The 12,863-nt window shown below is 62.6% G+C and carries 14 protein-coding genes and 1 tRNA gene; 10 read left to right on the forward strand and 5 right to left on the reverse strand.

Annotated elements, in window-relative coordinates; genetic code table 11:
* The first annotated feature begins 52 nt into the window (after positions 1–52).
* Positions 53–128 (forward strand) — tRNA-Thr (locus ACX3VQ_RS03170).
* Between the two features lie 29 nt (positions 129–157).
* On the opposite strand, the gene queF is transcribed toward ACX3VQ_RS03170, so the two are convergent.
* Positions 158–616 (reverse strand): preQ(1) synthase, encoded by a 459-nt coding sequence (queF, locus tag ACX3VQ_RS03175; protein WP_462571584.1) that lies wholly within the window; start codon positions 614–616, stop codon positions 158–160.
* A gap of 107 nt (positions 617–723) precedes the next feature.
* On the opposite strand from queF, the gene ACX3VQ_RS03180 reads away from it, so the two are divergent.
* The 9 genes from ACX3VQ_RS03180 (at position 724) to ACX3VQ_RS03220 (ending at position 9,063) form a co-directional block, all read left to right on the forward strand.
* Positions 724–1,845 carry a hypothetical protein gene (locus ACX3VQ_RS03180; RefSeq protein ID WP_462579505.1) on the forward strand — a complete coding sequence of 374 codons (1,122 nt, stop codon included), beginning with the start codon at positions 724–726 and terminating at the stop codon, positions 1,843–1,845.
* A gap of 55 nt (positions 1,846–1,900) precedes the next feature.
* Positions 1,901–2,743, forward strand: a complete 843-nt coding sequence (locus ACX3VQ_RS03185; protein WP_462579506.1) for a sulfurtransferase — start codon at positions 1,901–1,903, stop codon at positions 2,741–2,743.
* Positions 2,740–3,948, forward strand: a complete 1,209-nt coding sequence (gene metC, locus ACX3VQ_RS03190; protein ID WP_462579507.1) for a cystathionine beta-lyase — start codon at positions 2,740–2,742, stop codon at positions 3,946–3,948. The genes ACX3VQ_RS03185 and metC overlap by 4 nt, the downstream gene beginning before the upstream one ends.
* Positions 3,945–5,015 (forward strand): mechanosensitive ion channel family protein, encoded by a 1,071-nt coding sequence (locus ACX3VQ_RS03195; RefSeq protein ID WP_462579508.1) that lies wholly within the window; start codon positions 3,945–3,947, stop codon positions 5,013–5,015. Before metC ends, ACX3VQ_RS03195 begins: the two co-directional genes overlap by 4 nt.
* 109 nt (positions 5,016–5,124) lie before the next feature.
* A complete protein-coding gene (gene cobA / locus ACX3VQ_RS03200) occupies positions 5,125–5,883 on the forward strand; it encodes a uroporphyrinogen-III C-methyltransferase (RefSeq protein WP_462579509.1) in 759 nt (252 codons plus the stop codon).
* Complete coding sequence (locus ACX3VQ_RS03205; protein WP_462571576.1) at positions 5,880–6,176, forward strand: DUF2849 domain-containing protein; 297 nt, start codon at positions 5,880–5,882, stop codon at positions 6,174–6,176. The genes cobA and ACX3VQ_RS03205 overlap by 4 nt, the downstream gene beginning before the upstream one ends.
* On the forward strand, positions 6,176–7,810 hold the full coding sequence (locus tag ACX3VQ_RS03210) for a nitrite/sulfite reductase (RefSeq protein ID WP_462579510.1): 1,635 nt from the start codon (positions 6,176–6,178) through the stop codon (positions 7,808–7,810). The genes ACX3VQ_RS03205 and ACX3VQ_RS03210 overlap by 1 nt, the downstream gene beginning before the upstream one ends.
* Entirely contained in the window at positions 7,803–8,267 is a 465-nt protein-coding gene (locus ACX3VQ_RS03215; protein ID WP_462579511.1) for a DUF934 domain-containing protein, read from the forward strand. The genes ACX3VQ_RS03210 and ACX3VQ_RS03215 overlap by 8 nt, the downstream gene beginning before the upstream one ends.
* The gene (locus ACX3VQ_RS03220) at positions 8,260–9,063 is read left to right on the forward strand and encodes a phosphoadenylyl-sulfate reductase (protein ID WP_462579512.1); all 804 of its coding nucleotides are present in this window, start codon (positions 8,260–8,262) and stop codon (positions 9,061–9,063) included. The genes ACX3VQ_RS03215 and ACX3VQ_RS03220 overlap by 8 nt, the downstream gene beginning before the upstream one ends.
* Positions 9,064–9,130: 67 nt before the next feature.
* Here the strand turns inward: ACX3VQ_RS03220 and ACX3VQ_RS03225 are convergent, their stop codons facing one another.
* From ACX3VQ_RS03225 to cgtA, 4 genes are all read right to left on the reverse strand, one after another.
* Positions 9,131–9,535 carry a hypothetical protein gene (locus ACX3VQ_RS03225; RefSeq protein WP_462579513.1) on the reverse strand — a complete coding sequence of 135 codons (405 nt, stop codon included), beginning with the start codon at positions 9,533–9,535 and terminating at the stop codon, positions 9,131–9,133.
* A 104-nt stretch (positions 9,536–9,639) separates the two neighbouring features.
* A complete protein-coding gene (locus tag ACX3VQ_RS03230; RefSeq protein WP_462579514.1) occupies positions 9,640–10,566 on the reverse strand; it encodes an NAD-dependent epimerase/dehydratase family protein in 927 nt (308 codons plus the stop codon).
* On the reverse strand, positions 10,563–11,699 hold the full coding sequence (proB, locus tag ACX3VQ_RS03235) for a glutamate 5-kinase (protein WP_462579515.1): 1,137 nt from the start codon (positions 11,697–11,699) through the stop codon (positions 10,563–10,565). The genes ACX3VQ_RS03230 and proB overlap by 4 nt, the downstream gene beginning before the upstream one ends.
* A gap of 57 nt (positions 11,700–11,756) precedes the next feature.
* Positions 11,757–12,833 (reverse strand): Obg family GTPase CgtA, encoded by a 1,077-nt coding sequence (gene cgtA, locus ACX3VQ_RS03240; protein ID WP_462579517.1) that lies wholly within the window; start codon positions 12,831–12,833, stop codon positions 11,757–11,759.
* Between the last annotated feature and the right edge of the window lie 30 nt (positions 12,834–12,863).

A 12,863-nucleotide genomic window follows, 5' to 3' on the forward strand; every position in this document is an offset into this window, starting at 1 on the left:
GCTAGCGGGCGCTCGCCCTCAAGCAGCGCAGCGATAGGGCGAAAAGAAACGTGCCGGCTTAGCTCAGTTGGTAGAGCAGTTGATTTGTAATCATCAGGCCGGGGGTTCGAATCCTCCAGCCGGCACCATTTGCTTTACGGGGCCAGGAGTTCAGGACTCAACCCCTCCCGCGATAACTCGCAACGCCTTGATCGGGCACCCACAGCCCTTGGGGAGCAGGCCCGCTTTGCCAGAACACATCGATCGGAATGCCGCCGCGCGGATACCAGTATCCGCCGATGCGCAGCCATATCGGTTTCATTTCCGCCGTCAGCCGCTGGCCGATCCCCACAGTCACATCCTCGTGAAAACCAGCGTGGTTGCGAAAACTGCCCAGAAACAGCTTGAGGCTTTTCGATTCGACGATCGTCTTGCCTGGGGCATAGTCGATCACCAGATGCGCGAAGTCGGGCTGGCCTGTCACCGGACACAGCGAGGTAAACTCCGGCGCGGCAAACCGCACCAGATACAGTGCGCCCTCGCGCGGGTTGGGCACGTAATCGAGTTGCGCCTGTTCGGGCGAAGCGGGCAGTTCGCTTTGCTTGCCCAGGAACTGAGGGGATGGTGTGTCGCTCATGCAGCGCTGTTGCCGCGAAGTTACGCCCAGCGCAAGCTATTGGCTGGAATGCCGCAGGTTAAGTGCCTATTCAGCGCCGCTCCCGCTTTGCCCACCATGTGCCGATAATGACCCGCCCCAACCTGCCCCTTGCCGCGATTGTGTTTGCCCTTGCCGCCACGCCGCTGGCAGCGCAGCAGAACCCGCAGGATTTTACCCTGCCGCCCAATCCCACCCCTACACCAACGCCCAATGTGGAAGGGCCGGTGGATGACAGCGGTCTGGTGCCGATCGGACCTCGCGTGATTCCCACTGCGACGCCGACACCCCTGCCAACCCCGGCACCAATGCAAACGGTCCGACCCGCGCAGACACCTGCGGCGGCGCCAACCCAGCGCATTACGCCGACGGCGCAGCCGAGCCCCCGCCAGACCGCTACTCCCACGCCTGCACCAGGCCCGGCGCAAACCAATTCTGAAGCCATCCCGGAATCGGGCCCTTCTCCGCTCGACAACTTGCCGGTATTCACACCCGAGCAGGCGGCGACTGGAGAGGCCGCAGCAGCAGCCGAAGGCGAAGCTGCATCCAGCCCGCAGCCAGCCTTGCCTGAATGGTGGCCCTGGGTGGCTGGCATAATGGCGGCACTTGGCTTGGGCGCGCTGGGAGGTTGGTGGATCGCGCGGCGGCGGTCTGCGCGGTTCGCGCCCAGAATCGAACCGCCTGTGGTTCGATCGGGCATAAATGCCCAATCTGAGATTGAAGTTGCCGATGCCCCGGTGCGCATCAGCACAACATTCGAGGTCGAGCGGTTGACGCGCAGCATGATGGTGCTGACGCTGAAATACCGGCTGACCATCGCCAATCGCTCCGACAGGGCGCTGCGCAACCTGTCCATCTGCGCCGACCTGGTAAGCGCGCGCCGCCATTTGCCGGTGGAGCAGCAACTGGCCGCTGGCTTGATCGAACTGCCTGCCAATTCCAGCATCGAACGGGTCGGGCCGCACCAGAGCACCACCGTCAGCGGTGAGCTTCGGTTGCCGCTCAACGAAATCGAGATATTTCAGCAAGGTCAGGTGCCGCTGTGTGTCCCTCTGGCGCGCTTGCGGATCGAATGCGCGGGCAGCGAACCGCATTTGCGCAGTTTCCTGGTCGGGCTTGAATCCGGCGCGATTGGCGGCAAGCTCCACCCGCTGCCCCTGAATGGGCCGCCGGGCGGCTATGAAGGCGCACAGGCCCGCCCGCTCGATTGAAGCAGTCAAGCCATCCCCCTCGACGCGGCACGAATGCAGCGCTAATCCATTGGCCATGGACAGTCTCGTTTCCACCCAATGGCTTGCAGAGCGGCTTGGCAAAGCCGATCTCATCGTGCTCGACGCTTCGCGTCACCTTCCTGCGGCAGAACGCGATGCGAAGGCGGAATTCACCAGTGCGCATATCCCCGGCGCGCGCTTTTTCGATCTCACCGCGATGGTAGATGACACGTCGGAAGTGCCGCAGGCGCTACCCCGCCCCGAACAGCTGGCGATGGAACTGGCGCGCTGCGGCGCCGGCCCGCAAAGCCGGATTGTCTTCTATGACGATTCGGCAGTTAAAACCGCCGCGCGCGCCTGGTTCCTGTGCCGCGCGCATGGCCTTGCCAATGTCGCGATCCTTGATGGTGGCCTCGGAAAATGGAAGGCAGACGGGCTCCCGCTCGAAAGCGGCGTTGCCGCCCCCTTGCGCGCGCAGAGCTTTTCCCTGCCAGCGCCCAGCCGCGTCCGTTTCAAGGCAGATATGCTCGCCAACCTCGACAGTTGCAGCGAACAGGTGCTCGACGCGCGCGACAAGGGCCGGTTTTCAGGCACGACGATTGACGAGGTTCATGGCCAACCGACCGGGCATATTCCCGGCTCGTGCAACCTGCCGTTCGGCCAGCTCTTCCGCGAGGATGGCACCTTTAAACCGGCTGACGAACTGCGCTCTGCCTTCATCGACGCTGGAATCGATCCCAGCCAGCCTGTGGTGACCACCTGTGGCAGCGGCGTTACGGCCTGCGTACTGCTGTTCGCGCTGCACCTGGCTGGATATGATGACACTGCGCTTTACGATGGAAGCTGGCTCGACTGGGGCAGCGATCCGCGCACGCCCAAGGCCACAGTATCGCTGTGAGCGGCAAGCCCCCGCCCCGCAAACCCGCCACCAGGCTTGTAGAAGCCGGGCGCCGCAAGGAATGGACCGGCGCGGTGGTGAACCCGCCGGTATGGCGTGCAAGCACGCATCTTTTTGCCAGCGAGGCCGATCGTCAGGCGGCGCTGGGCAAAAATACCGATGGCACATTTTACTATGGGCGGCGCGGTGCACCGACACAGTGGGCGCTGGCGGAGGCGTTGACCGAGCTTGAGCCGGGAGCGCATGGCACTGTGCTCTATCCCAGCGGAGTTGCTGCGATCGCCAGTGCGCTGATGGCGGTGCTGCGGCCCGGCGATGTATTGCTGGTGAGCGACAATTCCTACGAACCCAGCCGCAATTTCGCCCGCGGCCTGCTCAAGCGCTGGGGCGTCGAGCACCGTTTTTTCGATCCGCTCAACCTCGAAGCCTACCAACACGCCTTCTGCGAAAAGACCCGCGCCGTGTGGCTTGAAAGCCCGGGCAGCCTGACCATGGAAGTGTGCGATGTACCCGCAATGGCAGCGATCGCGCGCGAACGGGGCGCCGTCAGCCTGATCGACAATACCTGGGCCACGGCGCTGGGCTTTCCCGCACTTCAGCATGGGTGTGACATCAGCGTGATGAGCCTGACCAAGCATGTAGGCGGGCATTCCGATCTGATGATGGGCTCTGCCAGCGCGGGCGAACGGTGGTATCACGCGCTGCGCCGGACCAGCCAGCAATTGGGCCAGGTGGCTTCGCCCGACGATGCGGCGCTGGCGCTGCGCGGTCTCAGGACCATGGGCGTGCGGCTGAAACAATCGACTGCCAGTGCGATCGAAGTGGCGGAGTGGCTCCAGGCCCGGCCCGAAGTCGCGCATGTGTTGTGCCCGATGCTTCCAGGCGACAGGAGCCATGAGTTGTGGCTCCGCGACTTTACCGGCGGCTGCGGCTTGTTCAGTTTTGTGCTCAAGGGGACTGACGAGTCTGCGCGCGCCCGGCTGGTCGACACGCTGGATCTGTTCGGGATCGGCTATAGCTGGGGCGGCTTTGAAAGCCTTGCACTGCCGTTCGACCCGGACACGATCCGCGCCTTGTTGCCTTGGCCCTTGACGGGTTGGGACCCGGATGACCGGCTGGGCGTTAGGCTATCGATAGGACTGGAAGACCCGCAGGATCTGATCACCGATCTTGAACGGGGCTTTGCTGCAATGAAAGCATCATGACGACACCTACCTCACCCTCCCCCTCACCCTTGGCCACTGACACACCGCCGCCCCCCGGCCAGGCCTGGAGCCTTGCCGAACAGGCACCTCCGACCGCGCAAGATGCCATTGCAACCGGCGGAATCAAGGAATCGGTATCGTCCAAGAGCGAGACGGCCGGGGCAATCCTGGAAAAGCTCGATTCGTGGAGCATAACCTTAGGCAATACAGAGTTTTCGGTGCTCAACGGATTGCTGATCATCGGTGTGATCCTGCTGGTAATCGTCGGCGCCTGGATGCTCACCCGGATCAGCGGGCGATTGGTGCGCCGCGCGACACGGCTCGACGATACGCAGCGGCTTTTGACGCAGAAGATTACGAGCATCTTCATATGGGCGATCGCCTTCTTCATCGGGATCGGCATGTTGGGGATCGATCTCACCGCCTTTGCCGTGTTCTCCGGCGCCTTCGGCCTCGCCATCGGTTTCGGCTTGCAGAAAACCTTTGGCAACCTGATCGCGGGGATCATCCTGCTGATGGACAAGTCGATCAAGCCGGGGGACGTCATTTCCGTGACGGACCAGGCCGGGCAGGAAAGCTTTGGCCAGATCCGCAAGATCGGCATTCGCGCAATCTCTGTTATCACCCGCGATCGCACCGAATATCTGATCCCAAACGAAAACCTGATGATCAACCAGGTGGTCAACTGGTCCTACAGTTCGCGCGACGTGCGGGTGAAAGTGCCCGTCGGCGTTTCCTATGGCATGGACATGGACCTGGTGGAGAAACTGCTGCTTCAGGCAGCCAAGGATACACCGCGTGTTCTCACCAATCCCGAACCGCGCGCGTTCATGGTCGGCTTTGGCGACAGCTCGTTGAACTTCGAGATTCGGATGTGGATCGACGATCCCGAAGAGGGGTTGGGCAACGTTCGATCCGACGTGCTCAAGCGGGTCTGGGCGCTGTTCCACGAGAATGAAATCGAGATCCCGTTCCCCCAGCGCGACATCAACTTGCGCACCAACAAGCAGTTCGACCGGCTGATCGAAGCGCTTTCCCGGCGAGAGGATTCCCGTTCGGAATCATAGCGGTGTAACACTGGCCCGGCTGTGACCATTGCTTTGCCCCAAGCTTAGCTACGCCGCCCGAAAACCATTCTCGCTGGCGACATGGCCGTCAATCTTCCATTTCGCAGAAATGGCAAACCCAGGAACTATCTATCTTGTCGGCGCGGGCCCCGGTGATCCGGAGCTGTTGACGCTGCGCGCTGCGCGGCTGATCGCGCGCGCCGAGATCATCGTCCATGACGGTCTGGTCGATCCCGCCATACTGGCGTTGGCACAAGAAGGGGCCGAGTTGATCTCGGTCGCCAAGCAGCGCAGCAAGCACACCCTGCCGCAAGAGCAGATCAATGCGCTGCTGGTGCGCGAAGCATTGAACGGCCGCGACGTGGTGCGCCTCAAGGGAGGCGATCCACTTATTTTCGGGCGCGGGGGTGAAGAGGCAGAGGCTGCCCATGCAGCCGGCGTTCCGGTGGAAATCGTCCCGGGCATCAGCGCTGCCAATGGCGCCGCCGCCGCAGCACAGATCGCGCTGACGCATCGCGAGGCTTCAAGCATTGTCAGCTTCGTGGCCGGTCAATGCAAAGGGCTGAGCGAACAGGACTGGACCGGGCTCGCCGGCAAGGGCCGCACGCTGGTGATCTATATGGGCGTCAAAACTGCGCCGCAGATCGCCGAGAAGTTGATGGAAGACGGGCTTGCGCCCGGCATGCCGGTGGCGGTGATCGAGAATGCCGCACGGCCCGAAATGCGCGTGCTGCGCGGAATGCTTGCGGGGCTGCCCGATCTGGTTGCCAGGTATCGGGTAAAGAGCCCCGCGCTGATCGTGATCGGCGAAGTGACCGCGCGCGATGACATTTCGCTGGTGCAGATTGCACAGGAGGCCGCGCAATGAATATCCTAACCGGAAATGATCTGAAAAGCGGCGCAGTTGTGTGGTGGGACGGCACCGGATGGTCGCTCTACGTCGATGACGCTGTCGATGTGGGTGACCGCGCCGAGGAAATCCTCGCCCGCGAACAGTCCGCACGGCGGGTCAACGCAGCCTATGCCGTCAGCGCAAACCGTGACGATAAAGGGGTCCGTCCCGCGCATATCAAGGAGCGCGTCCGGGCGCTGGGTCCTACCGTGCGCCCGGACCTGACATTGAAGCCCAAAGACCCCGCAGCGATGGACTGGGTAATCTGATGTACCAGTATGATTCATACGACCAGGCTATGGTCGATACGCGCGTTGAGGAATTCCGCGACCAGACCCGCCGCCGGCTTGAAGGAAAGCTGAGCGAGGATCAGTTCAAGCCGCTGCGGCTAATGAACGGCCTCTACCTGCAGCTCCATGCCTATATGCTGCGGGTGGCGATCCCCTATGGCACGCTGGATTCGCGCCAGATGCACGCGCTGGCGGATATCGCCGACAAATATGACCGCGGTTATGGCCATTTCACCACGCGGCAGAATATCCAGTACAACTGGATCAGGCTGGAGGATGCACCCGATATCCTGGCCGATCTCGCCAGGGTTGAGATGCACGCGATCCAGACCAGCGGCAATTGCATCCGCAATATCAGCTCCGATCATTTTGCGGGCGCTGCAGCGGATGAGCTGGTCGATCCCAGGCCCTATGCCGAACTGCTGCGCCAGTGGTCGAGCTTCCACCCCGAATTCAGCTATCTGCCGCGCAAGTTCAAGATCGCGGTTATTGCGAGCGATAGCGACCGCGCGGCGATGAAGCTGCACGATATCGGAATCCAGATCGTCAGGAACGATGCGGGCGAATTGGGCGCGGCATTCTATGTTGGCGGAGGGATGGGCCGCACGCCCATGATCGCGCCCTGCATCCGCGACTTCGTGCCGTTGGATCAGCTGGTGACCTATGCCGAAGCCTGCCTGCGCGTCTACAACCGCCATGGCCGCCGCGACAACAAGTACAAGGCACGGATCAAGATCCTGGTGCACGAGATGGGCGCAGAGGAATATGCCCGCCAGGTAGAGGAGGAATTCGCCCACCTGCTTGAGCAGGGCGTTGAACCGCCGCTGGCAGAGCTGGAGCGGATCAGACCCTATTTTGCCGATCCGGCGCTCGAAACCGGGCTGCCGAGCGAGCTTGATCGTTCGGACCCGGAATTCGCGCTGTGGGCTGACAGCAACACGCATCCGCACAAGACGCCGGGCTATGTCTCTGCCATCATCAGCCTCAAGCCGGTTGGCGGCATTCCCGGTGACGCCAGCGCCAAGCAGATGCACCTGATGGCCGAGCTGGCGAAGCAGTATTCGTTCGACGAGCTGCGGGTGATGCACACGCAGAATATCGTTCTGCCGCATGTAAGGATCGCCGATCTCCACGCACTGTGGAGCCAGCTCGAAGCGGCAGGCCTCGGCGCACCCAATCTCGACACGATCGAGGATATCATTGCCTGCCCCGGCCTCGATTATTGCAGCCTAGCCAATGCGCGATCGATCCCGGTTGCGCAGAGAATTTCCGAGCGCTTCGCGGCCAAGGGCCGGACCAGAGAACTGGGCGAACTCAAGCTCAAGATTTCCGGCTGCATCAACGCCTGCGGGCACCATCACGCGGGCCACATCGGCATCCTTGGCGTCGACAAGAAGGGCGTCGAAAACTACCAGCTGCTGCTTGGCGGCAGCGAGGCGCAGGACACTTCGCTGGCGAAGATCACCGGCCCCGGCTTCGACGAAGCGGGGATCGTCGATGCAGTCGAGACCGCCACCGAAGTCTATCTCTCCAACCGCACTGAAGGTGAGCGTTTCCTCGACACCTATCGCCGCATCGGAATGGAACCGTTCAAGGAGGCGCTTTATGGCTGACACACCAGGAACGGTACTGGGCACCAGCCCGGACGAGGTGCAGTTCCGCTTCCGCGACGACGACGTGGTGGATCACGGCACAGTCACGGTCGACAGCTTCGTCGATCAGTCCAACGCCACTGCAGTGCGGATCGAGCCGGGCGACGATGCCCGCGAATTGCTGCCGCACCTTGATCGCATCGCTCTGGTCGAAGTGAATTTCCCGGTGTTCGGAGACGGGCGCGGCTATTCCGCTGCGCGCATCCTGCGCGAGGCAGGCTATGTGGGTGAACTGCGCGCCGTAGGCGAGGTTCTGATCGACCAGCTCGCCTATATGCGCCGCTGCGGCTTCGATGCCTTTGCGCCCGACACGCCGCTCGATATGGCTGATGCCGAAGCTGCCTTCGCGCGTTGGGACAATGTCTATCAACACGCGGCAGACGGCGCAGAACCGATCTGGAAACTGCGCCATGGCTGAAGCCGATCTGCCCATAGTAACGCGGAACGTCGACCGGATAAGCACCGCGCCGCGTTTCGACGGGGCAGATGTCATCCGGCTCAACCGGATGTTTCGCGGGTCTTCGACCGAGGAAATGCTCGAGGCGGTGATCAAGGACGGTCTTGTGGGCAATCTGGCGGCGGTATCGAGTTTCGGTGCCGAGAGCGCGGTATTGCTGCACCTCATCGCCAGCATCGACCCCGATGTGCCGGTGCTGTTCCTCGAAACGGGCAAGCATTTTCCCGAAACGCTCGCCTATCGCGATGATCTGGTCGACCGGCTCGGCCTGACCAACCTCGTCAATCTCTATCCCGACCTCGAAGAACTCAAGGCCAGGGATGAAAGCGGGCTGCGCTGGTCGTATGACCCCGATGGCTGCTGCGAGATCCGCAAGGTCAAACCGCTTGCCAGCGCGCTTGAGCAGTTCGATGCCAGCTTCACCGGGCGCAAGGCGTTCCAGTCATCGACCCGCGCCAATCTGCCGCGCTTCGAGATCGACAATTCCGACGCGCAAGGGCGGCTCAAGATCAACCCGCTGATAGATTGGGACGCAAGCCAGATTGCCGCCTATTTCGTGATGCACGATCTGCCTCAGCATCCGCTGGTGGCGCAGGGCTTCCCTTCAATCGGGTGCAGCCCCTGCACGCACAAGGTTATGCCGGGAGAAGACCTGCGCTCGGGCCGCTGGAAGGGCTGGGACAAGACCGAGTGCGGCATCCATACCCCGCTGACCGAGGATGGCGAATTGCCGCCGGGCTACGAACCCTTCCTTTAGAAATGCGAAAGCCCCGAAGCGCAGCATGCACTTCGGGGCATTCGTCATTTGGCTTGGCAAACTGGCGTCAGGATTCGACGCGCTCCACCTTCGAAGTCTCTCCGGTTTCCGGATCCTTAGAGATGTACACCCCGTTTTCATCGATGTACTCTTCGTAGCACTTCTGCACAGCGCCTTCTTCATCAGGCGTTGAACAATAGCGATCGGGCGACGGTTGCTCCCATCTCCCCGAAGTCTGCGTACCGTCGGCTGCAGTGTCCACCCAAGTCCCATCGGCTCGAACGTCAGATGTGAAAGTGGTGCCATCGGCATTGGTTATCTTATACGTCCCGACGGTCGGCAGACCGTCAGCGGCAATATTTGCAGGCGCGGCCTCAGCCGCTTCCTCGGTCGTTTCAGCCTCGGGCGCCTCCTCAGCCTGGGAACAGGCAGCGAGTGCCGCGACAGCAGCTATAGCTATGATCTTTTTCATGATTTCCCCTTTTCGTGACCCGCAAACCGACTCATGCCGTGTTTGCGACTCGCGACCGCAGAGGGGAATCTAGGACGAAACCGGCCAAAGCTGAAATTGTAATCTCAAAGCCAGCCTTCGCGGCGATACCAGTCTGCCGTCGATTTCAGGCCTTCCGGGCCGCCGATCTGCGGCAGCCAGACGCTTTCAGGCACCTTGCGATCGGAGCGGACAACCCAATTGGGGTGGCACATATAGCCAACGCGGTCATGCGTCAGCCTGGCCCCGTGGCCGCGAAATAGCCGATCGACCCCTGCTGCGCCCTGCAACACTGCGCGCGGCAGATGCGGCGCGAACACGCGCTTGCCAACCGCCTGCCCGATCGCGGCCGCCAGTTCCTTATGGCTCCACCCACCTTCGCGCGCATCGTCTGGCTCGAACACACGCTTGCGCACCAGGGCGGGCTGCGCATCGATCAGGTCGACCAGCAGCCTGGCAAGATCGGCGACATGGATGATCGAAGTCGCCCCGCCCGGCGGCAGGGGGACAAAGCCGAAGCGCGCACTGCGAAACAGTTCGAACATGTCAGCATCGCGCGGGCCATAGACCGCCGGGGGGCGCACGATGGTCCAGTCAAGCCCGCTTTGCTCGACCAGCTTTTCCGCCTCAGCCTTGGACGCACCATAGGCTGACAATGCAGGTTCGCGCGCCGCAAGCGACGAAACGAACACGAATCGTTTCACGCCAGCCTGTTTGCTCGCCGCAATCAGATTTGCCGTTCCTTCCACATTGGCCGCGGCAAATCGGGCCGGGTCGGGCGTGTTGGTGAGCCCGGCAATATGGATCACACCGCGCGTGCCAGCCACAAGATGGTCGAGCGCAGGCTTGTCAGCCAGCTCGCCCATCACCCATTCGACGCGGCTGTGTTCGTGCTCGGTTACGCGCCGTACCAGCGCTTCGGCAGGCAGATTGCGCTCTCCCAGCACGTCAAGCACCGCCTGCCCCACGAAACCGGACCCGCCGGTGAGGGCAAGCGGCACTTCGCCGCTCACATCAGCACCAGATGATCACGGTGAATCACAGAGGATCGCGGCGAATGGCCCAGGATCGCTTCCAGTTCGGCGCTCTGCCGACCCATGACCGCCTCCACATCGTCGGCGTCATATTCCACCAGCCCCTTGGCGATCACCCGTCCGGTCACATCCTTGACTTCGATAATGTCGCCGCGCGAAAAATCGCCTTCAACGCCGGTGATGCCTGCAGCCAGCACGCTCTTGTTGCCATCGCGCAGCGCGGCAACGCAGCCATCGTCCACCGTAATCGCGCCGTTGAAGCGCATGCGACCGCCGATCCATGCCCGCCGCCCGCTTTCCTCGCGCTGCGGCAGGAACAGCGTGCCCGCCTGCGACGCTATCGCATGGGCGATCGGCATTTCCGGGCGCCCATCGATGATGGCGAGCGCGATACCGGCCCTTTCTGCGATCTCTGCGGCCAACAGCTTGGCAGTCATCCCGCCCGACCCCAGGCCCGAACCCGAGCCCGAATCCGCCATCGCGTGGATTTCCTCCGTCACCCCGTCAACCTGGTCCAGCCGCTCGGCCTCCGGGTGCTCGGGATGCCGGTCATACAGCCCGTCGACATCGGTCAGCAACAACACGCCGTCAGCCGCGCAGGCCTGCGCCACACGCGCGGCCAGCCGATCATTGTCGCCGAAACGGATTTCGCCCGTGGCGATGGTGTCATTTTCGTTCACCACCGGCACCACGCCGCTTTTAAGCAGGCGGCGTAGGGTGGCGGAAATGTTGAGATAGCGCCGTCGGCTCTCGAAATCATCCAGCGTCAGCAGCATCTGCGCGGCTACCAGCCCGCGTTCAGCGAGCAGCGCGGACCACGCCGCCGCCAGATCGATCTGTCCGACCGATGCCGATGCCTGCGCTTCAGACAGCGTGCGCCGTCCGCCGTGGCTAAGTTTCAGCTTCTTGGCGCCGATGGCGATCGACCCCGAACTGACCACCACTACTTCCATGCCCAATTCGCGCGCGGTCCAGATATCATCGACCACCGTGCGCAGCCATTCGGCATTCACCCGCCCGCTGGCATCCACCAGCAGCGCGCTGCCGATCTTGATGACCAGGCGTTTGCAAATGGCGGGATCGCGGAAATCGGGCAGGGTCTGGATGGGCATGATGCCTGCTTCGTTAAAGGATCGCGGCGCTGCCGGCCAGTGCGGCTTCGCGCAAAATCACAGCGGCGACCACGGCTTTTCCTCTTCCAGCGCGGGTGCGCCTTCTTCAGGCAATTCGCCCGGCTGCTCGGTCATCGTGTGCTCGGGCAGATAACCCAGCACTGCGTCAAGCAAGGCATCGATCCCCTGGCCGGTCGCACCGGACACGGCGAACACGTCATCCGCGCCGGCTGCCTTCAGTTCGCTGGCGAACCCCTCTGCCAGTTCGGCATCGGCCTGGTCGATCTTGTTCAGCGCGACAAGCCGCGGCTTGTCCTCCAGCCCGGCACCATAGGCGGCAAGTTCCTCTTCGATCACGCGCATGGCCTCTACCGGATCGGCATCTCCGGTGCCGGTAATGTCGATCAGGTGGATCAGCACGCGGCATCGCTCGATATGGCCCAGGAACCGGTCGCCGATCCCCGCCCCGTCTGCGGCTCCTTCGATCAGGCCGGGAATGTCGGCCAGCACGAATTCGCGCCCCTTGTGCCGCACCACGCCCAGCTTGGGGATCAGCGTGGTGAAGGCATAATCGCCCACCTTCGCCTTGGCATTGGACACCGCGTTGATGAAGGTGGACTTTCCGGCATTGGGCAGACCCACGAGCCCGACATCGGCAAGCAGTTTGAGTCGCAGCCACACCCACATTTCTTCGCCTGGCATTCCCGGCTGATGCTGGCGCGGCGCGCGGTTGGTTGCGGTCTTGTAGCTGGCGTTGCCGCGCCCGCCCATCCCGCCATGCAGGAACACTTCGCGCTGGCCGACTTCGGTAAAGTCCGCCAGCACCTCTTCCTTGTCTTCGGAAAGCACTTGCGTGCCCACCGGAACCTTGATCACCAGATCGCTCGCGGAAGCGCCGGTGCGATCCTTGCCCATGCCATGCGCGCCGCGGCTGGCCTTGAAATGCTGGCTGTAACGGAAATCGATCAGCGTATTGAGGCCGGCCACGGCTTCGAACACGATATCGCCGCCCTTGCCGCCATTGCCGCCGTCAGGCCCGCCATATTCGATATATTTCTCGCGCCGGAAACTGACGGCACCGGGGCCGCCGGCGCCGGATTTGAGGTAGATCTTGGCTTGGTCGAGGAAATGCATGGGCTCCCCCTATGCATTTCCCGGCCAGAT

The sequence above is a fragment of the Altererythrobacter chaiwopuensis genome, assembly GCF_054957735.1.